General features: G+C 68.8%; 30 protein-coding genes. 13 read left to right on the forward strand and 17 right to left on the reverse strand.

Going from position 1 to position 23,102, the window contains the following annotated elements; genetic code table 11:
* Positions 1-37: 37 nt before the first annotated feature.
* Complete coding sequence (locus DEJ08_RS06025) at positions 38-421, forward strand: hypothetical protein (RefSeq protein ID WP_111054296.1); 384 nt, start codon at positions 38-40, stop codon at positions 419-421.
* A gap of 70 nt (positions 422-491) precedes the next feature.
* Here DEJ08_RS06025 and DEJ08_RS06030 read toward each other — a convergent pair whose 3' ends face one another.
* From DEJ08_RS06030 to DEJ08_RS06055, 6 genes are all read right to left on the reverse strand, one after another.
* The gene (locus tag DEJ08_RS06030) at positions 492-1,154 is read right to left on the reverse strand and encodes an ABC transporter ATP-binding protein (RefSeq protein WP_111054297.1); all 663 of its coding nucleotides are present in this window, start codon (positions 1,152-1,154) and stop codon (positions 492-494) included.
* Positions 1,151-2,443, reverse strand: a complete 1,293-nt coding sequence (locus DEJ08_RS06035) for a hypothetical protein (RefSeq protein ID WP_111054298.1) — start codon at positions 2,441-2,443, stop codon at positions 1,151-1,153. Before DEJ08_RS06035 ends, DEJ08_RS06030 begins: the two co-directional genes overlap by 4 nt.
* Entirely contained in the window at positions 2,431-3,336 is a 906-nt protein-coding gene (locus DEJ08_RS06040) for a hypothetical protein (protein ID WP_111054299.1), read from the reverse strand. The genes DEJ08_RS06035 and DEJ08_RS06040 overlap by 13 nt, the downstream gene beginning before the upstream one ends.
* A 57-nt stretch (positions 3,337-3,393) precedes the next feature.
* A complete protein-coding gene (locus DEJ08_RS06045) occupies positions 3,394-3,837 on the reverse strand; it encodes a hypothetical protein (RefSeq protein WP_111054300.1) in 444 nt (147 codons plus the stop codon).
* 298 nt (positions 3,838-4,135) lie between these two features.
* The gene (locus tag DEJ08_RS06050; RefSeq protein ID WP_258367030.1) at positions 4,136-4,861 is read right to left on the reverse strand and encodes a hypothetical protein; all 726 of its coding nucleotides are present in this window, start codon (positions 4,859-4,861) and stop codon (positions 4,136-4,138) included.
* Positions 4,862-5,092: 231 nt separating this feature from the next.
* Positions 5,093-6,913 carry a histidine-type phosphatase gene (locus tag DEJ08_RS06055; RefSeq protein ID WP_111054301.1) on the reverse strand — a complete coding sequence of 607 codons (1,821 nt, stop codon included), beginning with the start codon at positions 6,911-6,913 and terminating at the stop codon, positions 5,093-5,095.
* A 352-nt stretch (positions 6,914-7,265) separates the two neighbouring features.
* Between DEJ08_RS06055 and DEJ08_RS06060 the strand changes: the two genes are divergently transcribed.
* Both DEJ08_RS06060 and DEJ08_RS06065 read left to right on the forward strand, forming a co-directional pair.
* Complete coding sequence (locus DEJ08_RS06060; protein WP_146248469.1) at positions 7,266-7,493, forward strand: hypothetical protein; 228 nt, start codon at positions 7,266-7,268, stop codon at positions 7,491-7,493.
* 68 nt (positions 7,494-7,561) lie between these two features.
* Positions 7,562-7,813, forward strand: a complete 252-nt coding sequence (locus DEJ08_RS06065; protein ID WP_146248470.1) for a hypothetical protein — start codon at positions 7,562-7,564, stop codon at positions 7,811-7,813.
* Here the strand turns inward: DEJ08_RS06065 and DEJ08_RS06070 are convergent.
* On the reverse strand, positions 7,762-7,977 hold the full coding sequence (locus tag DEJ08_RS06070; protein ID WP_111054302.1) for a hypothetical protein: 216 nt from the start codon (positions 7,975-7,977) through the stop codon (positions 7,762-7,764). The two genes, DEJ08_RS06065 and DEJ08_RS06070, sit on opposite strands and share 52 nt — an antisense overlap.
* 87 nt (positions 7,978-8,064) lie before the next feature.
* On the opposite strand from DEJ08_RS06070, the gene DEJ08_RS06075 reads away from it, so the two are divergent.
* Both DEJ08_RS06075 and DEJ08_RS06080 read left to right on the forward strand, forming a co-directional pair.
* Entirely contained in the window at positions 8,065-8,409 is a 345-nt protein-coding gene (locus DEJ08_RS06075) for a DUF2750 domain-containing protein (RefSeq protein ID WP_111054303.1), read from the forward strand.
* 407 nt (positions 8,410-8,816) lie between these two features.
* On the forward strand, positions 8,817-9,023 hold the full coding sequence (locus tag DEJ08_RS06080; protein ID WP_111054304.1) for a hypothetical protein: 207 nt from the start codon (positions 8,817-8,819) through the stop codon (positions 9,021-9,023).
* Positions 9,024-9,136: 113 nt separating this feature from the next.
* On the opposite strand, the gene DEJ08_RS06085 is transcribed toward DEJ08_RS06080, so the two are convergent.
* The 3 genes from DEJ08_RS06085 to DEJ08_RS06095 all read right to left on the reverse strand — a co-directional run bounded on the left by DEJ08_RS06085 (position 9,137) and on the right by DEJ08_RS06095 (position 11,370).
* Positions 9,137-9,700, reverse strand: a complete 564-nt coding sequence (locus DEJ08_RS06085) for a TlpA family protein disulfide reductase (RefSeq protein WP_258367031.1) — start codon at positions 9,698-9,700, stop codon at positions 9,137-9,139.
* Positions 9,701-9,785: 85 nt separating this feature from the next.
* Positions 9,786-10,124, reverse strand: coding sequence for an ASCH domain-containing protein (locus DEJ08_RS06090; protein ID WP_111046568.1), 339 nt, complete (start codon positions 10,122-10,124; stop codon positions 9,786-9,788).
* A 55-nt stretch (positions 10,125-10,179) separates the two neighbouring features.
* A complete protein-coding gene (locus DEJ08_RS06095) occupies positions 10,180-11,370 on the reverse strand; it encodes an FAD-dependent monooxygenase (protein WP_111054305.1) in 1,191 nt (396 codons plus the stop codon).
* 55 nt (positions 11,371-11,425) lie between these two features.
* Between DEJ08_RS06095 and DEJ08_RS06100 the strand changes: the two genes are divergently transcribed.
* Positions 11,426-11,908: a MarR family winged helix-turn-helix transcriptional regulator gene (locus tag DEJ08_RS06100; protein ID WP_111023238.1), complete on the forward strand. Its 483-nt coding sequence runs from the start codon at positions 11,426-11,428 to the stop codon at positions 11,906-11,908.
* Between the two features lie 230 nt (positions 11,909-12,138).
* On the opposite strand, the gene DEJ08_RS06105 is transcribed toward DEJ08_RS06100, so the two are convergent.
* On the reverse strand, positions 12,139-12,573 hold the full coding sequence (locus DEJ08_RS06105; protein WP_309146904.1) for a winged helix-turn-helix transcriptional regulator: 435 nt from the start codon (positions 12,571-12,573) through the stop codon (positions 12,139-12,141).
* A 124-nt stretch (positions 12,574-12,697) separates the two neighbouring features.
* Between DEJ08_RS06105 and DEJ08_RS06110 the strand changes: the two genes are divergently transcribed.
* Positions 12,698-13,351: an FMN-dependent NADH-azoreductase gene (locus DEJ08_RS06110; protein ID WP_111054306.1), complete on the forward strand. Its 654-nt coding sequence runs from the start codon at positions 12,698-12,700 to the stop codon at positions 13,349-13,351.
* A gap of 9 nt (positions 13,352-13,360) precedes the next feature.
* Here DEJ08_RS06110 and DEJ08_RS06115 read toward each other — a convergent pair whose 3' ends face one another.
* Entirely contained in the window at positions 13,361-14,071 is a 711-nt protein-coding gene (locus DEJ08_RS06115) for an SDR family oxidoreductase (protein WP_111054307.1), read from the reverse strand.
* A gap of 56 nt (positions 14,072-14,127) precedes the next feature.
* On the opposite strand from DEJ08_RS06115, the gene DEJ08_RS06120 reads away from it, so the two are divergent.
* Positions 14,128-14,523: a MerR family transcriptional regulator gene (locus DEJ08_RS06120; RefSeq protein ID WP_111054308.1), complete on the forward strand. Its 396-nt coding sequence runs from the start codon at positions 14,128-14,130 to the stop codon at positions 14,521-14,523.
* Positions 14,524-14,533: 10 nt separating this feature from the next.
* Here DEJ08_RS06120 and DEJ08_RS06125 read toward each other — a convergent pair whose 3' ends face one another.
* Positions 14,534-14,911, reverse strand: a complete 378-nt coding sequence (locus tag DEJ08_RS06125) for a VOC family protein (protein ID WP_111054309.1) — start codon at positions 14,909-14,911, stop codon at positions 14,534-14,536.
* A 112-nt stretch (positions 14,912-15,023) separates the two neighbouring features.
* Positions 15,024-15,719, reverse strand: a complete 696-nt coding sequence (locus DEJ08_RS06130) for a helix-turn-helix transcriptional regulator (protein ID WP_111054348.1) — start codon at positions 15,717-15,719, stop codon at positions 15,024-15,026.
* Between the two features lie 99 nt (positions 15,720-15,818).
* Between DEJ08_RS06130 and DEJ08_RS06135 the strand changes: the two genes are divergently transcribed.
* Both DEJ08_RS06135 and DEJ08_RS06140 read left to right on the forward strand, forming a co-directional pair.
* Positions 15,819-16,382, forward strand: coding sequence for a hypothetical protein (locus tag DEJ08_RS06135; protein WP_111054310.1), 564 nt, complete (start codon positions 15,819-15,821; stop codon positions 16,380-16,382).
* A 239-nt stretch (positions 16,383-16,621) separates the two neighbouring features.
* Complete coding sequence (locus tag DEJ08_RS06140; protein ID WP_111054311.1) at positions 16,622-17,692, forward strand: magnesium and cobalt transport protein CorA; 1,071 nt, start codon at positions 16,622-16,624, stop codon at positions 17,690-17,692.
* A 61-nt stretch (positions 17,693-17,753) separates the two neighbouring features.
* Here DEJ08_RS06140 and DEJ08_RS06145 read toward each other — a convergent pair whose 3' ends face one another.
* From DEJ08_RS06145 to DEJ08_RS06155, 3 genes are read right to left on the reverse strand one after another with little or no spacing between them, the layout of a single operon-like run.
* Positions 17,754-18,533 carry a hypothetical protein gene (locus DEJ08_RS06145; protein WP_111054312.1) on the reverse strand — a complete coding sequence of 260 codons (780 nt, stop codon included), beginning with the start codon at positions 18,531-18,533 and terminating at the stop codon, positions 17,754-17,756.
* A gap of 25 nt (positions 18,534-18,558) precedes the next feature.
* Positions 18,559-19,098, reverse strand: a complete 540-nt coding sequence (locus tag DEJ08_RS06150; protein WP_083389453.1) for an RNA polymerase sigma factor — start codon at positions 19,096-19,098, stop codon at positions 18,559-18,561.
* Positions 19,099-19,140: 42 nt separating this feature from the next.
* On the reverse strand, positions 19,141-20,025 hold the full coding sequence (locus tag DEJ08_RS06155; protein ID WP_111054313.1) for a helix-turn-helix transcriptional regulator: 885 nt from the start codon (positions 20,023-20,025) through the stop codon (positions 19,141-19,143).
* Between the two features lie 117 nt (positions 20,026-20,142).
* On the opposite strand from DEJ08_RS06155, the gene DEJ08_RS06160 reads away from it, so the two are divergent.
* The 3 genes from DEJ08_RS06160 (at position 20,143) to DEJ08_RS06170 (ending at position 23,044) form a co-directional block, all read left to right on the forward strand.
* Positions 20,143-20,835, forward strand: coding sequence for an SDR family NAD(P)-dependent oxidoreductase (locus DEJ08_RS06160; protein WP_111054314.1), 693 nt, complete (start codon positions 20,143-20,145; stop codon positions 20,833-20,835).
* Positions 20,836-21,020: 185 nt separating this feature from the next.
* On the forward strand, positions 21,021-21,833 hold the full coding sequence (locus tag DEJ08_RS06165; RefSeq protein ID WP_146248471.1) for an HAD-IIB family hydrolase: 813 nt from the start codon (positions 21,021-21,023) through the stop codon (positions 21,831-21,833).
* Positions 21,830-23,044: a glycosyltransferase family protein gene (locus DEJ08_RS06170; protein WP_111033140.1), complete on the forward strand. Its 1,215-nt coding sequence runs from the start codon at positions 21,830-21,832 to the stop codon at positions 23,042-23,044. Before DEJ08_RS06165 ends, DEJ08_RS06170 begins: the two co-directional genes overlap by 4 nt.
* Positions 23,045-23,102: the final 58 nt, after the last annotated feature.

A 23,102-nucleotide genomic window follows, 5' to 3' on the forward strand; every position in this document is an offset into this window, starting at 1 on the left:
CCTCGAACGCCCCGGCTGACGCTGACAAGATGAGTTCGTGCGGATCGAAGAAGCGGACGAGCGGCACTACGGCACCGAAGGCGAGCGCGACACCTTCGTCGTGCACTTCTTCCATGCACCGAGCGGCGAGACGGTCGCGCCCGACTGGGACGCCACGAGTTGCTCGGTCAGCGTGATCCGCGTCACCGACGCGACGTACCGTGCGGCGTTTGCAGAGGCCCGGCGGATCGCCGCAGGCGAGGTGTTGCCGACACTGTTCTCGGTGTCCCTCGAGACCGCGGAGCCGAGTGGTCCTGGGATCCTGCGACTGTTCGGCACCGACCTCAACGTGGAGGGACTCGAGCTCGAGCCCGATTCGCATGCGGCGAAACGGGAGATGTTCGCCGAGTTCTTCAGCCGCGACCGTACTGCGCACGCGTGATCGGGGATCTGGAGCGTAACCGCTGACGGACTGGAGGCCCGGTGCCAGCTGGCACCGTGCCTCCAGTCCGTCACGTGCCGCGCGCGATGAGCTGCTCGTGTTGTAGCTGCAGTCGACGTCCACATCGCTGTGCAACGCGCTCGCTGTGGGTGACGATCACGAACTTGGTTCCCGCTTGCTGCAGCCGATCGAAGAGGGCGAGCACGTCGTCTTCGGTCGTCTCGTCCAGTGCGCCGGTCGGCTCATCGGCGAGGACGACGGCAGGGCGCTTCGCGATGGCTCGAGCGATCGCGACGCGCTGCGCTTCTCCTCCTGACAGTCGTCGTGGGCGCTTGCCAGCGAGGTGACTGATGCCGACCGCCTCGAGAGCCTCATGTGCTCGGTCAGCGGAGTCAGCGCGAGCAGGAACGCCGAGCCGGACGTTGTCGAGCACGCTGCGGTCGCCGAGCAGGCCGTGGTCCTGGGTGACGATGCCGATGTGTCGCAGTCGGTGCGCCGCCATCCTCCGTGCGGTGCGCTCGAGCACGTGCCCGTCGTGCTCGTAGGTCCCGCCGAAGTCGGTGTCGAGGCCGGCGAGGATCCGGAGCAGCGTGCTCTTGCCGGATCCGCTGCGCCCGGTGATCGCTACGGAGCGATCGTCTTCGCGAAGGTCGAAGTCGAGTCGGTCGAACAGCGCTCGGGTCGATCCGTCGGGCTCGGTGATGGTCTTCGAGACGTCGCGCAGCACGATCATCGTGGGGTACCTCTTCGGCGTTGGGTGGTCAGTTCGATGCGGACGACTCGTCGACCGAGTACGCCGTCCGCCACACACCAGAGGAGCAGGGCGGTGCCGGCTCCGAGTCGTGCCATCGCACTGTCGTTGGGGAGCAGCGTGCTGGACGTGAGGAACAGCCCGAGCGCGGCGGTGTACTCGGTCAGGCGGCTTGCGCGGAACAGTCGGTTCGTGGCATCCGGGCTCCTCCCGAGGAGATGGTGGACCCGCGCCACAGGCGCTCGACGGTGATGCAGGAGCCGGTGGAGGAACGCCGTGATGATGCCCACGCCCGCGGTGAGGACGACGAGCAGCGTGGTGACGAGCACCAGGTTGTCCTGGATGAGCTGGCGAACGAGGGAGAGCTGCACGAGGTAGGCCGGAACTCCGAGCAACGTGTACGACCGGAAGCCGGTGTCGTCTCCGATCGCGTCGAGACGCGCGACGACGTCCCCGAAATCGAGGCTGTGATCGACGGCGAGATCGGCGTTGAGCACCTGGAACACCAGGCGCCCGAACAGCTCGGGATCCAGTCGGTCGAGTGCTGCTCGGTCGAGTCCGGCGAGTGTCGGCGGGTAGGGCACGATGACGGTGTCGTCGAGGTAGCGGGTGGCTTCACCGCGGAAGTACATGGCGCTGTTCGGTTCGAGGAAGCCGACGACTTCGAGCTCCTGTTCCTGCAGGATGACCGCTCCGGTGAGTCGCTCTCCGAGCTCGTACACGCCTCGGTACTCGTGGCCGAGCAGCACCGGGATCCGGCCGGATCCCCAGTCGACGGCGCTCCACTCGATCGGCTTGCCGTCCTGCACGGAGAGCCCGGCGAACTCGTACGCGGTCTCGTTGAGCTGGATGGACTTGATGTCCTGGACACTTCGTCCGGACTCGTCCTGGTACTTCCCGTTGAGCGTGTACTCGGTGCCGTAACCGACGTCGAAGCGGTCGTCGCCGCGGAAGTCCTGGACGGTGACGGGCTGGTCGTACGAGGAGATGAAGTCGAATCCGGGCTCGTCATCGACGCGGTCGACGAACGAGGCGACGTCGTCGAGCGCGTGCTGGTCTCGCCGGATCGCTTCGAAAGCATCCGGGTCGAGATCGTCGACCACCGTGTAGAGGTCGACATCGGCATCAGCGGACAGGCCCTGGGCCACGGCCTGCGATGTGGACTGGGTGAACGACGCCACGTTGTACCAGCAGAGCGCGAGCAGCACGAGCAGGACGATCTTGGCGACGATGATCGCCCAGTTGGACCGAAGGTCGTTCAGCAGTTCCATCGACGGCTTCCTTGCAAGAACGAAGCGACGGACACGGCGAGCACGACGGTTCCGACCGCGACGACTGCGGTGGTGACTTCGAGGTCGAGGATGGTGGTCTGCCTGACGACTGCCGCGCCCGCGAGTGCGGTCGTGCAGGCGGCGGTGCCGATCACTGCGACTCTGGCGGCCGCGCTGCGCAGGGTGTTCAGCGGTCGGATCCCGGTGGTGAAGCGGACGGCGGCGGTGCGGAGTTCCCATCGTCCGGCCTGAAGACCTGCGACCACGGCGATGAGCATGATGACGAGCGCGCCGAGCGCGACCAGGACCGGCGACACGGCGTCGACGTTCGTCCTGCGGTTCGTGCCGTCGTCGATGATCTCGATGCTCCTGCCGGGGAACTCTGCGCTGTAGTGGCGGACGCTGTGCGGGCCGTCCAGGAGTAGTCGCTGTGGTGACGCCGAGAACCGCGAAGGATCAGCGAGGACCACATCGTCGGACAGCAGGCTGTCGGCCCGGGCGCCGAGTCGCCCCACCACGTTGTACGGCTTGCCATCGACGGCGATGTCGTCGCCGCGGATGGCAACGTCAGCGCCGGCGAGGGCTTCGCCGGGGCGCCCGGTCAGTGCGTGCCCGTCGTGCAGCGGGACGTCTGTCCAACGTCCGGACAGGATCGCGACGGCGCGGACACCATCCTCGAGTTCCGCGAACACCTTGGTTCCCGGTTCGAACGTGCTCCGCACACGCTCGAGCTCGTCGAGTGTCGCGGTCACCCACGCGCTCTGGCCCGTACGGAGGTCGTTGCCTTCCGCGGCGATGACACGTCGGCGAGCGTCGAACACCCCGATCAAGACCGTCAACAGCATGGCCAGCAGGAGCAGGCCCGCGATTGCCGTGATCTGTTGCTTCGTCACGTCTTCTCCTCACGCAGCAGCGGGTGCGAGCCGTCGGCTCGCACCCGCTGCGATGTGTCACCTGCCGTAGTAGGTCTTCGCGCTACCGACACCGTTGCCGGGCTGGTTCGGTCGGTATGGCTTCCACGCGGTCACTGCTTCCGTGCCGGACTTGCCCCACTTCCGGCCGGAGTCAGCGATGATCCTGCTGCCGTGCTCGAGCCGCGCGCGCGTGTAGTGCTGCACCCCTGCCCAGGTCGTCCAACCATGCGAACGCTTGTGCGTCGTCCCGCTGATGGTCTTCCGTTCCGAAGCGCCACGGTGGTTCACCGCGAACACTGTCATCCCGGTTTCTGCGCCCTCGACGGTCCCGGTGCTCTCCGACCATCCGCCGATGACTCCCTGGCTCCCTGCAACGTCCTGCGCGTGCGCGGGGGCCGTGCCGAGGAACACCATCCCCCCGACGGCCGCTGCGGCGAAGCCGGCGGTGATACGCCGAGCCTGTTGACCGATCTTGCTCATCGACTGCTCCTTCTCTCAATGCTGACGTTCAGCCGTTAACATGTCAGACGTAGAACGTTTTGTCTAGCGAGTCCATCGTGGTTCGCAACCGTTCGGCGGAGACGTGATCCGGATCTGCAGCGCGACCACGGACGGACGAGAGGCCCGGTGGTACACACCGTCGGTGACTGCGAACAGCCCCTGCTTCGCGGCCAGATCGGACAGGAGTGCAGCCTGCTGCTGGATCGCCGCAGAAGTGTCGTTCTGCTTCAGGCGCCTTCCATCCGAAGGGCCGTGCTGGTGCCGTGACGCTCATCGCTCATCCGAGCGATGTCCTCAGCCGAGCGATGTCCTCGTCCGAGCGAGGTGCTCTCCCGATCGACCGCACTGGTCGCAGCACTCGCTCCGGCTGGTCAGAGCTTGACGGGGAACGTGGCGAGCAGGGCGACGCCGGCGAGCGCGCAGCGACGGCTGTGATCAACAGGACATCTCGCAGTCGCTCGCGCAGTTCCCGTTGGGACAGGGCCGTGAGGAACAGGACGAGGGCGAAGAGGACGGTGAGGATGGAGTACTTGTCCGCCCGTTGGTTCATCTCGAGCGCCCGGGCGAAGCGTCCATCCGCGCGATCGGCGAGTGCGGTAGCGGTGGCGGTGCCCTCGGAGACGTAGGACCGCTCGGCGAACGGTCCGGCCGCTGCTTTCCCGTCTGCCTGCCACGCCTCGAACGCGGTCCGGAGCTCCGGGGTGAACCGTTGCTCGACGTAGTCCCGGAGCACCGTGTCGTTGCGTGCATCAGCGAGGACCCACTGCACCCAGATGGTGAGGTCCCACTGCCGGGCGTCGCGCGCTTCAGAGGTCGCGTCGGCGGCTTGCACCCGAGCGCTCGAGGCCTGGCTGAAGGCGATCGACATCTCGCCGCTCCACTTCGATGCCTGGAACCCGCACCAGGCGGTGAGGACCGCGGTGATCGAGAGGATGAGGACGGTGATGAGGTCGCGGTTCGAGCGCCAACGTGTCCGGCGATCGGACTGCCCTGTACTGCTCATGCCTTCTGCTCCCGGCCGTCGGTCCGTTGAACGGAACACCACCTTCGTCGTGCTGGGGGAGGCGCCCATCGCCCGGAGCGGGTGAACTCGGCGAGGACCTGGAGCGCAACCACGGACGGACTGGAGGCACGGTGCCAGCTGGCACCGTGCCTCCAGTCCGGCCGTCACCCCGCTGGCGCGGGGCGCCGGTACCGGCTGGTCATCTCGAGAAGCCGCGGACCCGCGTCGGTGTCACTCGGTGGGTCGCAGGCGACGCCGGCGACGCAGCACCAGCGTCCCGGCGCCGGCCAGGAGGAGCAGTGTCGCGAGCAATGCCGGTCCGACAGGTGACTCCGCTCCGGTCGCGGCCAGCGTGCCCGTCCCCGTCGTCGCCGGGGTCGTCGGTGCGCCGGCTCCCTGCGCCGCTGGTGTCACGGTCGGCGTCGGCGTCGGCGTGGGCTCCGCGGTGGGCGTCGCGGTCGGTCCTGGCACGGCTGCAGCGATCAGCGGGTTCTCGGTCATCGCCGTGCCGGTGAGGCAGTGCTTGAGCTCGGTCTCCTTGACCCAGTGCGACCCTGCGGCGACCGCACGGCACCCGGAGGCGAACGCGATCTCCCGCTCGTTGTAGAGCATGCGCACGAGCGGCGTGTAGGCGGCTCCGGTAGCGGGGTCGATGCCCGTTCGCGACACGACGTCCCACTGCACGTTCGCCGCCATCGGCGTCACCTGGGAGCCTCGCCACGGGTTGGTGGCGTCGTCGTAGACGTCGGCGTCCGAGGTCGGAGCAGCATTGTCGGGCGCGGCGACGGTGGATCCCGGCAGCCGCAGCAGCGCCGCGAACGGGATGATCGTCTCGGCGTGCGCGAAGCGGAAGGTCGCGACCACGTCACCGCCGGCGACGCGGGCGTCGATCATGGCGAAGAAGTCGTCGAGCAGGGGCTCGGCGATCGAGTACGTCTCGTCGTGCCCGGCGAGGCTCGGGCCCTTCTCGTAGAAGTCCTCGGCGTCGAGCAGGTACGCGAACCACTCGGCATCCGCTGGCCGGCCAGCGAAGTACTGCGCGAAGTCGAACTGGTGCGGAGCGACGTTCTCCTCTTGCATGTCGGCCGCGATGATGTACAGGTTGTACAGCGACATCGCCGCATCGACGGTGCTCTTGATCGACTTCCTCGGATCGCCGCAGGCATCGGGATCGGCCTTGGTGTCGGCGCCGGGCGCGCACGCCACCGCGCCGCCCTTCGAGCCGTCGGCAGTGTTGTACCAGGTGTGTGCCTTGTCCGTGCCGATCGCGGCGATGAACCCGGGCGTGAAGATCCCGGAGAGCAGATCCTGCGCCGCTTCGACGGATCGCGGCTTCGCCTCGATGTACTGCAAGGCCGCGGCGATCGTGCCGCCGTCACCGGTCTGTGCGGCGACGTAGTCCTCGTACGCCTGGGCGCGCTGGCGCTCGGGCGACCCTTCGGCCTTCTCGGTGCCGTCCGGGTTCTCGACCTCGTGGAAGTAGAGCAGGTCAGGGCGCGGCTCGAGCTTGACACCCGTGGCCCCGAAGCCCCGCAAGAAGTTCTCGCCGGACTCCGTCGCGCGAGACTCACCCGATGTCTCGGCGACGACACGCCCGCCCGTCTTCGCCGCAGCTGCGAAGAGCTGCTTGTTGCGCTGCGCGGCTCGTGCTCCGATGCCCTGGTGCTGGGTGGCGCCCTGACCGGTGAGCATGCCGTAGCCGTTCGCGACGTTCGCCGCGGTGATGGCGTCGAGGTTTGCGGAGAACTCCTTCCCGATCTCCGGCGTCAGGAACCCGTTCTCGGCCTGCGCGGTCGCGGCGAGACGGTGCAGCAGTGCGTCGTACTTGTACGCGGAGAGTCCCCGGGATCCGTGTCGGGCGACCGACTCCGTGGCGACGGGGGCGTAGCCCGTCGGCGCCGGCGAGTAGGCGTCGATGTCCGACTGGCTGGGGGCGATGTAGGGCTGCTTGCTGCTGGTGAAGCTGGCCTCGTCGGCGTGTGCCGGCACCGCGAAAACCAGCGAGGCGAGGGCGGCGACGGCAACGCAGGACAGTGCGGTGCGGGTGTTCATGGGTCCTCCGGTATCGGGACCCTCGGGCAGCGGTCCGACAAGCAGAGGTAGCGGCAGCGGGTGAACAGCCCTTGACCTGGGGGTGACCGGACGGTGCTGCCGGGTACGGCGGCGCGCGTGGGATGCGACGACAGGAGCGCAGGCCCTGGACGCGTGCCACTGACGGACTGGAGGCCCGGTGCCAGCTGGTACCGGGCCTCCAGTCCGTCAGTTGCCGGCAACCGAGACCTGCCTGTAGCTGCGAGGAGACATCAGACCTTCGTTCCTTGCACTGGCTGGCGCCGTTGTCGAGGACGAACGGGTTCCAACCCGAAAACGTTCCGGCGCCGCTCGTTGATAGTTGGATGGAATCATGTTCTCTCGCATTCCGCCCCGTGTGTTCGGCCTTGCGTTCGGCCTCGGGGCTCTGGTCGCGGGGCTCGTGATGGCGCTCCTCGGTGCGGGCGTCCAGTACATCGGGCTCGTGGCCGGAGGGCTGGTCATCGCGGCGATGGGATTGCTGGCTGCGATCGTCGGTGCGATCGGCTTCGCACTCCACGGGTCCGCCCGATCCGAGCGTGACCGGACGAAGCGAACCTGAGTCGCTGGCAGGCTCGTTCGGCGGTCGATCGTTGTGCGAGACAATCCGCTCGCCGTTACGTTGAGCTGGTGAAGCCGCCGAAGTATCCGCGCCCGTTTGCGTGGTTCATGGTGATCGCAGCCAGTCTTCTGCTCGCGCTCGGACTGCTGAACCTCATCATCAACACCACCCAACCCGGGTCGTGGCTCCTGTTGATCGTGCTCATGCCGTGGCCGCTGTACGCGGGCTTGAAAAGCTTGCGGGACGGCGAAGACCGCTGGCGAATCGGCTACCGGGAGCTCTGCTTGTCGCTTCGTCGTCGCCACTCGCCGCCGGCGTAGGCGAGCGTGTACAGCCCCACGATGGTGAGTGGTGAGATAGCCAAGAAGACCAACATCGAGTCGACGAGGACCAACAGCGACGCGGCGACGCCGAGAAGAACGACACCGACGAGGACCAGCGCCCACAGCGGCAGGCGTCGGCCCAGCCACTCGTGAGTCGTCATGATGCTCAAGCTACCCGTGGAACCACCCGACCGACGTCCCGATGGGCGATCGGCTACCGGTACGAGGGTCTGCGCTAGTTTTGTTGTGTGACTGTCAGTGCTGCACAGGCGTCGTCGTTCTTTCGTGAGATCGGCAGCAACGGTCCGGTGTGGACGGTCGAAGACAACAACGGTGTGCCGGCACCGAAGGCAGCCGATGGCCGCCGGGCAATGCCGTTCTGGTCTCGGCGGTCGCGCGCGGAGCGCGTCATCGCACAGGTTCCGGCCTACAAGGGCTTTCGACCCCTGGAGATTTCGCGGGTTGACTTCGAGAGCCGATGGCTTCCGGGAATCGAGAAGGACGGACTGAACGCAGGCCTGAATTGGTCGGGACCTCGTGCGACGGGCTACGACCTGACGCCAGAAGAGCTCCGAGCCCAGTTGACCGCCTAGCGATCCCGTACGCGGCGTTCCTCCGGCCCTCAGCGCCTGAGGAACTCGGCGACGAACGTCCCAGTTGCGATGACGCCTCCGAGAACAAAACCACAGCCGATGAATCGTGTGCGCTCCGGAGTCAACTGCCCTCCCCAGAACTCCCCTTGCACTTTCCGCGCGAAGCGGGAGATCGTCCTCGGGAAGAGTACGAGAACACAGCCCCATGTGACGCCGATCACTGCCAGCCCATCAAGAACGTGCCCACCTCGCTGAGCGTAGCGCGGTCGCGCAGCGCAAGCGATGGAAGCAGTACCGCAAGCCGATCGGCTCACGGGAGGTCTCCACCGGCCTCGTCGCTGAACGAATGCCGTTGACCGCGAGGCGAATTGATACCGATCCATGACGGTGACGATAGATTTGCACTCATGACCCCTCGACGCGTCGTACTCGCGACACTGGGTGCGCTGGTCATCGTCATCGGCTTCGTGTTGATGGCTCACTCCGACGGCACGCTCGACCTGGTGGTCGCGGTTCTCGTCATCTTCATCGGGTTCGCTGTAGTCCTGTTCACGACGGCTCGACCGGGCCAAGCGGCTCTCGCCCGCTACTGGGAAAAGTTCGAGAAGAAGTAGCCACGACGCCCGTCACTCCTGCCGGACCGTCAGGCGATACCTCCACGGGGCACCCCGCCGTCCGCGCTCGGCGCACTGACTGGCTCGTTGTTCAGGACTCCGACGTCACGTCGTCACTTGTTGGCTTCGTCGATCAACGTCGTCAACACACTGCGATTGATCGGCCCGAGGATGCGGGCGCTCACCCGGCCCTCCTTGTCGAGAATGATGGTTGCCGGCGTCGAGTTGGGGGCGTTCGTCCCGGAGAACGCGAGTTGCACGGCCGCGTCCTGATCAACGGCGTTGCTGTACGAGACGTCGTGCTCCTTCACGAAGGCACGCGCCGTCGCTGCCGAGTCCCGGACATCGACACCGAGGAACGACGCCTGGGCGTGCCGATCATCGCTGACGGCTTGGAGGTCCTTCGCCTCGACGCGGCAGGGTGCGCACGACGCGTACCAGAAGTTGAGGACGAGCGCCTTGCCACGGTACTGATCGGCACGGATGACCTTGCCGTCGAGGTCATGGGTCTCGAAAGTGACCCGTTCACCACGATCGTTCGCGGCGAACTCCGTGACAGCGCCGTCTCCCGAGATGTAGTTCTGCGTGCCGCCTTCGCGGTACTGCTTCGCGAGGCCGTCGCTGCCTCCCGTGCAGCCGGTGAGCGTCACCGCGACCGCGACGGCGACGCCGACCAACAGTGCAGGACCCCCGACTCGACGTTGCCTCATTGCGCCAGGGTATGCGCGCTGGCGGCCACTCTGGTGTCCGTCAGCAGATGCCCTACAGAGATGGCCGAGTCATGAGTTCTGCCACTTCGACGACCGCGTCGTCCGGCATCTCGGGGTAGTAGTTCTCGCGGAGCTGTTCCCCGAAGCGCCGCATGTCCGTCCCCGGAGGCTGATGCGCCTGTTCTGCCGTGAGGGTGTCGAGCCGGTACCGGTGCACGGCGGTGATCGCGCCGGTCAACGGTTCGGCGGTCGGGTGATCGTCGAAGACGAACGTCGCCGCGCCGACCTGTACAGACTCGTTCCACCGCACGGTGGTGACCTTGTCGCCGCGGATTATCGCTTCGTGGTGCTTCTGATGGAAGTGGACGGTACCTGGGGCTGTGTCGGCCACGCTCCCAGCTTGCCGGACGTCGCGGAGTGAGTGCGTCCCCTGTCACGCTGAGGACTCAACGATCGAGGAGGACCGGCAACTCGCGATCGGTCTCGGCGACCTGGGTGAGCTTCATGGCGACTGGTCGGAGCGGCCGCGACATCAACACCTTGTTGAGGAGCCCGCGGAGTGCGAGCGCGAGTCGGGACTGCGGGTACGCCAGGGCCTTGAGTCCGCGAGGGAGGTCCTGCACATCGTCGACCAGAGGACGCATCCACTTCTCGTACGCGGTCAGCGCTGCTGCCTGGTCCTGCGTCACGTCGGCAAGCTCGGCGGCAAGGACGTACCCGGCGGTGAGCGCGAGTGAGGCGCCGCCGCCACCCATCGGTGTGACGCACCATCCGGCGTCACCGGCCATCACGACGTGGCCGCGGTGCCAGGTCCGCATCCGGATCTGCTGGAGCTGGTCGATGTAGACGTCCGGGGACGTGTCGAGCGCGTCCAGGACCCGCGGCGCCTCCCACCCGACTCCGTCGTACCTGCGCCGCACCGCCGCCAGTGTCTGCTCACGAGTCAGACCCATGACGTCGTCCCCGGGAGAGTAGGCGAGGATCGCGCGGGTGGTGCCGTACGGGTCGGGTCGCAGGTGGACCTGGCGTCCGCGAACGGCGTTGTGCCACCGCCAACGGTCGTCATCGCTGTCGGTCCGCGGGATGGTCCCGAACACCATGGTGACGTCGAGGTCGCGCTGGTCGACGTCGCCCTCGGCGAAGACCATCGCACGGGTCCGAGACCGCACACCCTCGGCGATGACGAACAGGTCCGCGCTGAGGCGCTGTCCATTCGCGGTCGTCACGGTGACTCCCGCAGCGTCGTCGGCGACGTCCGACACGGTGTCCCCGTAGATGAAGGAGACGCCGGCCGGCAGGTTGTCGAGGATCGTCCGAGCGAGGTCGCCGCGCAGGATCTCGAGTTCCGCGGTCGCACCGCCGGCCCCGTCGGAGGGCAGTTCGGCGGTGACGGCCCCTCGCCCGTCGACGAGCACGGTGCCCGTCTCGGTGGTGTTCCGTGCCTTCACGGCGTCGAACAAGCCCATCTTGCGAAGCACGTCGCGCGCGACGCCTCGAACATCGACGTTCTGTCCGCCGTCACGGAACGCAGCGGCGCGTTCGATGACGGTCACGTCCCATCCGGTCCGGCGGAGCCAGTATGCGGTCGACAGGCCAGCGATACTGGCTCCTGAGATGACAGCGGTGCGGTTTGCCATGGTGTTCCTCCGTCGTGAGCTTTAGAGTAAAGATACTACACAGTAAAGGAATCTGATGGACGACGTGTTCGAGACGGAGTGGGACGCACCCCAGGTCGAGGTGATGGAAGCGCTACAGACATGGGCCGTGGCGTTCGCGGAACTCAACCAGCTGATGTCCTCGTGGCTCGACCTGCCGACGACCGATGCGAACGCCCTGGGGCAGGTGCTCTGGGCGGACTCTTCTGGCGACCCGCTGTCGCCCGCACGACTCGGGCAGAGGATCGGTATGACCTCCGGATCCGTGACGGTCTTGCTGAACCGCCTGGAGGCGGCCGGACTGCTCGCTCGCAGCCGCGAGCACACCGACCGGCGCCGGGTGACGCTCCGTCCGACACCGGCGGCACGGGAACGTGCGCGGGCGTTCACGGAGCGGTCGACCGCCGAGATCGCTGCCGCCCTGCAACAGGTGCCTGCAGCGGAGCTCGAGCACCACGCCGCCTTCATCCGCCGCATGGTCGGTGCCGCGACGGACGCCGCGGACCGGCTCCGCAGGTAGCGGCCGTCGATTGCGGGGAGCGGCGTGGATCGGTCGGTCACTCATGGCCGGGGTCCTCGTCTGGGTGCTACCGCCCACGATCGTCCGGATCCGCCGCGCGCGCCGGTCCGTCGAGGAGCACCCGTCAGCGGACCCGGCATGGGAGCCGGAGCCCCTCGCCTCCTGAGCTCGGGTGCCAGCGCTGTGCTTTCCGCTCAGGACCCGACCGGGGGCTGGCGCCAGGGTCGTCGTCATCGATCTGGGGCGTCACCGTCTCCGTCGAAGACCTGCCGGTTGCCGGCGATCACCTGCTGGTGTTCCCGCACCCAGTCGGCGAGGGCGAGGGCCACGTACTGCAGCGACCGTCCGAGGTCGGTGAGCTCGTACTCGACGCGCGGCGGCACCTCGGCGTGGACCGTCCGCGAGACGAGCCCGTCGCGCTCGAGTGCGCGCAGCGTCACGGTCAGCATCCGGCGTGAGATGCCGGGGATGACCTCGGAGAGCTCGGTGAACCGCCGCCGCTCGTCACCGAGCACGCCGATCACCAACAGCGTCCACTTGTCGCCCATCCGGGACAGCAGCGACCGGAAGAGTTCCGGGTCCTCACTCGTGCACAGCTCGGCCATCGTGGGCATCGACTGGTGGAGTCGGGCCTGCAACTGGTCCAGCGCGGTCTGGTCCGTCATGGGGTCTCCCGTGGTTACTGCCGGGTAACAGGGGATCGTTTGCGGTAACGGGAACCCGGCGGGCAGGGTTACTCATCGTAACCGAAGCCCGCGTCGTCGACCCGGGAACGATCGAAGGAGTGTCATGACCCTGTTCCGCCTGGACGCCAGCATCCGCACCGAGGGCTCCACCAGCCGAGCACTCGGCGACATCGTCGAGACCGAGTGGAGTGCCGTGCACGCGGGCTCCGAGGTGACCCGCCGTCACGTCGGCACCGATCCCGTGCCCGCCGACAGCTGGGCCGACGCCGTCGCCGCATCTGCGACGCCCGAGTCCGAGCGCACTGCGGCCCAGGTCGCCGCGGTCGCCCTGGCCGCCGAGCTGACCGACGAGCTCGCCGGTGCCGACGCCCTGCTGTTCGCCGTGCCGCTCTACAACTTCGGCGTCTCGCAGCACTTCAAGTCCTACGTGGACCTCGTGCTGACCGACCCGCGCATGGCACCCGGCGCCGTGCCCGCGACCGCGGGCAAGCCGGCCGTCCTCGTCACGGTGCAGGGTGGCAACTACTCCGCAGGCACACCCCGTGAGGGCTGGGACCACGCCACGGCCTGGATGCGCCGCATCCTCGAGGATGTCTGGCAGCTCGACCTCGACGTGGTGACGCGCGAGTTCACGCTCGTCGGGGTGAACCCCGCCCTCGATCAGTTCACGGAGCTGGCCGACGAACTGCGGGTCCGCGCCGAAGAGCAGGCGGCCCGGCACGGCCGCACGTTGGCGGCCGTGCCGAAGGCTGCGTGAAGCCGGCTCCTACGACGCGAGCATCTGCGCCACCACCGCGTACAGCTCCTTGGGGTCCCCGGCGAGCATCTGCTTGATCAACGCGGCCTGCTCGTCCACCACGACCTCGTAGTCGTCACGTTCGACCCCGTCCAGGGTGGCGCGCGCCACATCCGCAGGGTCGGTCTTGGCCATCGAGATCCCCGCGGTCATGTCGGTGTCGGCCACTCCGAGGTGCACGGACATCACCGCGGTCCCTTGGCCGGCCAGCTCGTGCCGCAACGCGTTGCCCATGTTCCACAGGGCGGCCTTCGACACCGCGTAGGCGGAGGCTCCGGGCATGGCGAGCCACGAGGCACCCGAGGCGATGTTCACGATGCTCCCACCGCCGTTCGCCGCCAGGACGGGTGCGAACGCGCGGATCACGGACAGGGTGCCCCAGACGTTCGTGTCCATGTCGGCGTGGGCTGCGTCCAGATCGCCCAGCAGGGTCGCCGTGGTCGCGATCCCGGCGTTGTTGATCAGGATATCGACGTCGGTCGCGACCGCGGCGGCCGCTGCGACCGACGCGGGGGAGGTGATGTCGAGGGCGAGGCGCTCGACGCCCTCGAGGTCGATCAGTTCGGGGCGTCGGGCGGTGGCGTAGACCTTCGCCCCGCGTGCGATCAGCTGTGCGGCGAGGTGGCGTCCGATACCGCGGTTCGTGCCGGTGACGAGGGCGGTGGCTCCAGAGAGGTTCATGCCCGCTACGGTAGAACCTGACGTCAACGTGAGAATCAAGCCCGAGGGACAGAACGATGCGGATCGGTGAACTCGCAGAACGGGCCGGCGTCAGCGTCCGGTCACTGCGGTACTACGAGGAGCAGGGGCTCCTCGAGTCGGAGCGGACCGCGGGCGGACACCGGGAGTACCGCGAGCCCGATGTCGCGCGGGTGCGCTTCATGCAGATGCTCTACGCGGCGGGCATGCCGAGTCGTCGGATCGTCGAGATCCTGCCCTTCCTCGACACCGGGGTCGCGACGCGGACGATGCTCGACCACTTCGACGAGGAGAGCGATCGCATCCGACGCCAGATCGAGGCCCTCGGCGCCACCCACGACCGGCTTACACGGCTCCGTGACATCGCTGCGGAGTCCGTTGCTGGGCGACCACCGGAGGAGTGCCGCTCGTCCGCGAACGCCGCCGCCGCCTGAGCCGCTCCGCCTAGTTGGCGGCGGCGGGCCTGCTGAACAGGTTGACGACGTTGCCGTCCGGGTCGCGGACCAGTGCGGAGCGGTTGCCCCACGGCATCGTGGTCGGCTCCAGGACGACGTCGTCGCTGCCGAGCTGCAGTCCGGCGAAGTCGCCGTCGACGTCGGCGACCTCGAACTCGATGAGCACGGAACGGTTCGTGGCCGGCGTCAGCGCGCCGCTGAGCATGGCGACCGTGGCGGTGCTGGCGATCGCGAGGGTCCCGCCTGGGCCGATGAACTGCGCGAAGACCGGTGCAGGGCGCTCGGCCGGCTGGCCGGTGATCCGCTCGTAGAAGGCGACCATGCCCTCGAGGTCGTCGGTGATGATGCGGACGGATGCGAACGACATGGGGTTCCTCACGGTGGTGCTGCTGACTCGGAGCGACCAGCTTCACCGGCCGCCGCGACACCGTCCTGTCGGTGTTTCCGGAAACCGACCGCGTTTCCGGAAACCGACCGCGCTAGTCGTCGAGGACCGGCCGGAGTCGTCCGTACTGGATCGCGAGGTCCTCGGATCGCAGGATGCGCTGCGCAGGCCGCTCGTCGGTGACCTCGACCGACAGCATCCGGTCGCCCCGGAACGCCCGCACCCCGTCGCGGGTCCGGCACCAGGCGATCAGGTACCACTGACCGTCCTTCCCGATCGACCCCAGCGGTTCGACGTCGCGGACGGACTCCGCTCCGCCGGCATCCCGGTACCGGAGCCGCACGACTCGATCCGCACGCAGGGCAGCCGCGAACTCGGCCGGGGCGACCGTGTCCTCCTCGTCCTCCAGGAAGTGCACCCGCGAGGCCAGCGCGCTGGCTCGTGCGGCATCCCCGGCGGGCATGACCGCGAGCGTCTTCCTGGCCGCGGTCTGCGCCGCCTGCCGGAACGGACTGCGCCCGAGCGAGCCGAGCCCGATCAGCACCGCGAGGGCCTCGTCCGGCGTGAAGCCCGCCGGGCCGAGCGTGGCGGACGCGTCGATGACGTACCCGCCCCTCCGGCCGGGCTCCGCCCAGATGGGCAGACCCGACTGCTGCAACGCGGAGATGTCCCGTTCGATGGTCCGCACCGACACCTCGAACCGCTCCGCGAGACGACGAGCGCTCCGCGGCTGCGGGGCGACGGCGCGCAACTCCTCCACGAGGCCGTAGAGCCGATCGGTGCGATTCACCTCGCCATCTTCGCTGTCGTCCCGACGTTCCGTCAGATCCACGCCGTCTCGCCTGCCACGTGCTCGTGGGGCTCGTGTCCGTCGGCCTAGGCTTCGAGGGTGTCCGCAGCCCTGACCGTCGAACTCCTCCGGACGTTCGGTGTTGCTCTCGAACCCGGCTTGACGGAACGGGAACTGGCGCGGGCCGAGCGTCGGTACGGCGTCCGGTTCGGCGCGGACCACCGAGCCCTGCTCTCCCTCGCGCTGCCGAGCGGGGACGGCTGGTTCGACTGGCGCGCGCGGAACGACGAACGACTGCGGCGAGCGATCCGGTGGCCGGTCGAGGGCGCCCTGTTCGACGTCCGTCACGACGCCTTCTGGCCCGGGTCGTGGGGCGAGCGACCCGGCGACGAGTCGCAGCGTCTCGAGGCGGCTGCGCGGCACCTGCGGCAGTGGCCGCAGCTGGTGCCGTTGTACTCGCACCGCTACCTGCCTGCCGCGCCGCTCGGCAGCGGGGCGCCCGTCTTTTCGGTGCACCAGACGGACGTGGTCATCTACGGCGATGATCTCGTCGACTACGTCAAGCGGGAGTTCCGGCCGGATCGTACCGAGCGGGAGACCAGCGTCGGGATGCACGACCTGGAGCCGTGGACGCTGCTCGCCTTCGGCGAGGACGTGCCCTGAACGCAACGAGCGGATCGGACTGCCGGCGGTCCTGAACGCGACGGCTGACGGACTGGAGGCACGGTGCCAGCTGGCACCGTGCCTCCAGTCCGTCCTGCGGTCGCGCCCAGGGCGTGTCAGGACTCCGACAGGAATCCGGCGCAAAGCGTGAGGGCTCCGTCAGGGAAGCGCGCCCGCCGTCGGCGGTCCGGCATGCTCGGCAGGTTGCCCGCATGCACCACGGAACCAGGAGGACACCGGTGGCCCTCATCGACAACGGCATCTACGTCAACGGAACCCGAACGGAGTCGCCGCAGGACCTCAGCCTGACCGACGAGGCGCTCGACGCTGCCGGAAGCGGCGCGATGGCCTGGATCGGGCTGTTCCGACCGACGGCCACCGAGCTGGCCTCGGTCGCGGACGAGTTCGGGCTGCACCCGCTCGCCGTCGAGGACGCGCACAAGGGACACCAGCGGGCGAAGCTCGAGCGCTACGGCGACACCCTGTTCGTGGTGCTGCGACCCGCCTGGTACGACGAGGACGAGGAGACCGTCGAGTTCGGTGAGGTGCACCTGTTCACCGGGCGCGACTTCGTCGTGACCGTCCGGCATGCGGAGCAGCCGAACCTCGCCGACGTGCGGAAACGACTCGAAGCCGATCCGGAAGCCCTGGGGCGCGGATCCGAGGCGGTGCTCGGCGCGGTCCTCGACGAGGTCATCGACAGCTACGCCCCGGTCGTCGCCGGGCTGCAGGACGACATCGACGACATCGAGGACGACCTGTTCGACGGTGACGTCGACCCGGCGTCCTCGCGGCGGATCTACCAGCTGCTGAGCGAGGTCATCGGGTTCCAGCGCGCCATCGGCCCGCTGCCCGGGATGCTCAACGCGTTGCTGCGCGGTGCCGAGAAGTACGGCACGGACACCGAGGTGCAGAACCAGCTGCGGAACGTGCTCGACCACGCGATCCGCGTGACCGAGCGGGTCGACACGTTCCGGACGCTGCTCGAGAACGCGCTCACGCTGCACTCGACCCTGGTGACGCAGGAGCAGAACGACGCGATGCGCCGGATGACCAGCGCGAGCCTGGCACAGGGGGAGGAGAGCCGGCGGCTGGCGCGGGCGTCGATGGAGCAGGGCGAAGAGGTGAAGAAGATCTCGTCGTGGGCGGCGATCCTGTTCGCGCCCACGTTGGTGGCGTCGATCTACGGCATGAACTTCGAGCACATGCCCGAGCTGCGGTGGGTGTGGGGGTACCCGGCGGCGATCGTCGCGATGGTCCTGTTGGCGGTCGTGCTGTGGGCGGTGTTCAAGCGGCGGCACTGGCTCTGAGCGTGCGTGACGACCGACTGGAGGCACGGTGCCAGCTGGCACCGTGCCTCCAGTCCGCCGGTCAGTCCGTCCAGGTCTGCTGGACGAGCGCTTTCAGGAGGCCGTCGGTCGGGACGTTCGACTGCGTGATCGAGATCCAGGTGTCGCCGCGCACGAAGAACGTGTGCGTCGTCTCCACCTGATCCGAGTAGTACATCGACGTCTCGGTGTGCTGGCACGAACGTCCACCGAGCGTGTCGGTGCAGGTCCAGTCCTTGTCGGCGACGACGCGGAGGCGAGCCTGCAGGACGTCACGATCTGCCGTGCCCATCTCGAGGAACAGCCCCTCGTCGCCCTCGGAGGTACCGCCCGGTGTCCAGGCACAGACCAGCTCCGCGTCCTCCTTGAACGGGATCTCGGGGTCGATGTAGTAGTCGGTCCTGCCGCCCGGTACCTGGGGGCGGAACTGGGTGATCTCCAGCGAACCGAACAAGCGCGGAGCATCGGCGGCCGGCACGGCATCGGTGCACGCCCCGGGGATCGTCGCCGTGGTGTCAGCCGGCGCGGGGGTCGGCGTGATGCGGGCCGCGGACGGGGACGGTGACCGGGTCGGTGTCGGTGTCGGCGGTGCAGAGGACGGCGCGGGTGCAGGTGCTGCGGCGAAGGGCGTCGGAACGAGTCCGAGCGCCACCGAACCGCTCGCGGTGCCGATGCCGAGCACGCCGATCAACGCCACGATGAGGCCGACGCGACGGTGTGTGGAAGCCGGGCGAGGCTTGTCGTGCATGCCCCGGACGACCTGCTGCCGCATGCCGGCGAGCATCCGCTGCATCTCGTCGCCTCCGGGCGGCTCGTTGCTCATCGGGGACCCGTGGTCGGTTCGTCGTTCATCGTTCATCGTTCGTCACCGCCTTCTTGATCCGTGCACGGGACCGCCACACGCGCTGGGTGACGGCGCCGACGCTCATGCCGAGCAGGTCGGCGGCCTCGGCGTAGGAGCGGCCCTCGATGAGGCAGAGCTCGCACACCTGGCGATCGAGTGGTGCGAGCGCGTCGATCTCGGCGCGGACCCACCGCAGCCGTTCGCGGGCGTCGTCGTCCGGCTCGGGCGCGGCGAGCTCGTCGGGCAGGTCGACACCCTCGTGTCGCCGCTGCTGTCGCCGCAGGTTCGCGGCGTGGTTCCGGCACACGACGAGCAGCCACGGCAGGAGTGACTCCCCGGGGACCTCCACGGTGTCGGCCTTCTGCCAGAGGGTCAGGAACGCGTCCTGCACGATCTCCTCGACGTCCATGCGCCGCGTGACCAGTGCCCAGGTGTAGCGGGTCATGGTCTCGGCGTGACGGTCGAACAACGCGGTGACCGCACTGCGGTCGCCGCGCGCGGCTGCCGCCACGAGCGCGCTGTCCGGCTCGGCTGATCGGTTCATGTCCACCCCCTTCACTCCGCAGTGTGCACGGAGGGGACATCCTCACAGATCCTTCGCCGCCGGGCGTGTCGCGACCGGGGCCGCCGCTGCACGGACGGCGCGCACCCGCAGGAAGTCGAGCTTGTCGGCGTCGGGGCCGCTCTCGGGCGTGGAGTAGACGACGAGCTTGATGTCCGAGTCGGGAACGGTGACGACGTCGCAGTCCAGGACCACGTCACCGACGATCGGGTTGTGGACCGTCTTCACGAGCGACTGGTGCGCCGAGGCTCGTCCTTCGTCCCAGTACCCGGCGAAGCGTTCGCTCTCGGTCCGGAGCCGGACGATGAACGCGCGGAACGCCGGGTCGCCGCCGAGGCTTCCGGCGGTGCGCCGGAGGTCGGCGACGAGCGCCCGCTCGAACGGTTCCGGTCCACCGTGCGCCGTCGCGATCTCGGCGACGCTGTTGTCGAGGAACGTCTGCACGATCAGGTTCTGTTCGGGGTCCTTGCGCACCGACGGCGCGTCGAAGAGTGCCTGCCAGAGCGGCGTGGAGTGCAGCAGTGTCCAGTCGGCGGCGAACACGGCGAGCGGCAGGTCACCCATCCGGACGAGCATCCGCTGGACCCCGGGCGGGATGTGGCGGGACACCACACCAGCCCGGGGAGACGCCAGTCCGGCGGCGCGGTGGAACAGGTCCGTCTCGGCGCGGTCGAGCTGGAGCGCACGAGCGAGTGCCTGGACGACCTGGGCAGAGGGCGTGCGGGAGCGGCCCTGCTCGAGCCGCATCACGTAGTCGGCGCTGACACCGGCGAGCTGCGCGAGTTCCTCACGGCGGAGTCCCGCCGTCCTGCGTCGACCGTACGACTCCATCCCGACGTCCTCGGGGGTCAGCCGCCCCCGCCACGATCGGAGGAGATCGCCGAGGGCTTCGACCTGGTCTGCGGACACCCGACCATTCTCCGCGTGTGGACCCGCCGCTGGGTAGGACTGTCCTTCCGTGGCTGGAGATCCGGCAGCGCCGCACGCTGGTCACCTCACCACCAGCAACGAGCTCGAAGGAACACCATGACGAACACCCTCATCACCGGCGGCAACAAGGGCATCGGCCGGGAGACCGCGCGACGGCTGATCGCCGCCGGGCACACCGTGTGGATCGGCGCCCGCGACACCGATCGCGGTCGGCGAGCCGCTTACGAACTCGGCGCCTCGTTCGTGCAGCTCGACGTCACGGACGACGCTTCCGTCGCCGCGGCCGCCGCGACGATCGGTGACCAGGCAGGGCACCTCGACGTGCTGATCAACAACGCCGGCATCCTCGGGGACGTCACCGCACCCGAGGACATGACCGTCGACCAGCTCCGCGACGTCTACGAGACGAACGTCTTCGGGGTCGTCCGTGTGACGAACGCGTTCCTACCGGTCCTCCGGCGGTCCGCTGCGCCCTCGGTGATCAACGTGACGAGCGGCCTCGGGTCGTTCACGATGATCCACGACCCCGAACGCGTGGAGTCGCAGTACCCCCTCGCGGCGTACGGGTCGTCGAAGACCGCGGTCACGATGCTGACGATGCAGTACGCGAAGACGACGCCGGACGTCCGCTTCAACGCGGTGGACCCCGGCCAGACCGCGACGGAGTTCACCGGGAACCTCGGGCACAGCGTCGAGGAGGGCGCCGACGCGGCCGTCCGGGTCGCGACCCTCGGCGCGGACACGCCGACCGGCACCGTCACGGATCGCGAGGGCACCCTGCCCTGGTGACCGCGCGGCGGTCCCCACGCCGTGACGGACTGGAGGCGCGGTGCCAGCTGGCGCCGTGCCTCCTGTCCGTCCGCTGGTCACGTCGCGCGACCGACGCCGGCTTGTTCACCCAACCGACGCATGCGCATGGCAGGGTGGTCCGGGGCATCGTCGCCCGCAGCCCAGCCAGCCGCCAGCGGAGCACGATGCCAACACGCGACCTGATGATCGTCACGGACCTCGACGGGACGTTCCTCGACCACCACGACTACTCGTTCGACGCGACCCTGCCGATGCTGGAACAGCTGCGGGCGGACGACGTCCCCGTGGTGTTCTGCAGCAGCAAGACGCGTGCCGAGATCACGGCGCTGCAGGCGCGCACCGGGCTCGACGGACACGCGTTCGTGGCGGAGAACGGCGCGGTCGTCGTCGGGCCAGCGGGCGACGTGCTGGTCGGACCGGTCGCCGGCGACGTCGAGCGGCTGCACGCAGAACTCGACCGCATCCGCCAGTCACTGCAGCTGCGGTTCGAGACCTTCGGCGGCGTGACCGACGCGGTCGTCGCCGCGTGGACCGGCCTCGACCTCGAAGCGGCCGGACGAGCGCAGCAGCGCGAGGCGTCCGAGGTGTTGCTCTGGCACGCCGAGGACGACGACCGGGCGGACGCGTTCCGCGCGGCGCTCGCCGCGGTCGGCCTCGACCTGGTGCGCGGCGGCCGGTTCTGGCACGTGCTGCCGGCCGGCCGCGACAAGGGCGCGGCGGTCCGGACGCTGATCGCCGACCACGAGCGTCGGACGGGCTCGGTCCCGCGCACGATCGGACTCGGTGACGGCCCGAACGACACCGCGCTGCTCGACGTCGTCGACTTCGCCGTCGTGGTCCGCGGACACGGCCCGGCACCCGGACCGCTCGCCGACGACCGCCCCGAGCGCGTCCACCGCACGACCGCCCCCGGCCCGCAGGGCTGGACCGAGGGCCTCACCCGGTTCACCACCCCGTCCGTCAGGAGCCACCGATGAGCGACTTCCACCAGAACGGCGTCATCACGACGTTCCACGACCTCGGTCGCCGCAGCACCGCGAGCCTCGAGGACGACCTGCGGGGCTTCGCCGAGAAGCGTCCGATGAGCCTGATCCTGCCGGCGCTGTACTCCGAGCTCGAGCGTCCGGCCCTGTCGCGGATCGTCGACGAGCTGGCCGAGGCCGACTGGCTCAGCGAGATCGTGATCGGGCTCGACCGCGCCGACCGCTCGCAGTTCGAGCACGCCCGCGAGTTCTTCTCGCGGCTGCCGCAGCGGCACCGGATCCTGTGGAACGACGGGCCGCGACTGCGCGAGCTCGACGCCGAACTGGAGCGCGCGGGCCTGGCGCCAGGGGAGCCCGGCAAGGGCCGGAACGTCTGGTACTGCACCGGGTACGCCCTGGCGTCGGAGCGGGCGGACTGCATCGCCCTGCACGACTGCGACATCACCACCTACGAGCGTGGCATGCTCGCGCGGCTGTTCTACCCGGTCGCGAACCCCGCGTTCGACTACGAGTTCTCGAAGGGCTACTACGCCCGCGTCGCCGACGGTCGGATCAACGGCCGCGCCGCACGGCTGCTCGTCGGGCCCCTGCTCCGCTCGCTCCGCCAGGTCTACGGGGAGTCCGAGTACCTGGAGTACCTCAGCAGCTTCCGGTACCCGCTGTCCGGCGAGTTCGCGATGCGCGCCCACGTGCTGAACGGGCTGAAGATCCCCGGCGACTGGGGACTCGAGATCGGCATGCTCTCCGAGGTCTACCGCGACTACGCGACCCGGCAGGTGTGCCAGGTGGAGATCGCCGACGCGTACGACCACAAGCACCAGCCCCTCGCCGAAGCCGACGGCACCGGCGGCCTCGCCCGGATGGGCAATGACATCGTGCAGTCGCTGCTCCGGAAGCTCGCGACCATGGGCGTCCCGCTCACGTCCGACTCGTTCCGGGTGCTCAAGGCGACGTACTACCGGAACGCGCTCGACATCGTCGAGGTCTACCGGCACGAAGCCGAGATGAGCGGGCTCGCGTTCGACCAGCACGCCGAGGAAGCCGCCGTGGAGCTCTTCACCAAGGCGATCCTCGACGCCGGCGGCGCCTTCACGGCGCGGCCGAACGACAAGCCGTTCATCCCGAGCTGGAGCCGGGTGCGCTCAGCGGTTCCGGACGTGCTCGACCGGCTGCGGGACGCGGTGGAGGCAGACCAGCAGGACTGACCCGGCCCAGAGCGCGCGCCCTGGGCGCGAGTCAACTGCGGACGGGAGGCACGGTGCC

The organism is Curtobacterium sp. MCLR17_054 (assembly GCF_003234335.2).
Classification (GTDB): Bacteria; Actinomycetota; Actinomycetes; order Actinomycetales; family Microbacteriaceae; genus Curtobacterium; species Curtobacterium flaccumfaciens.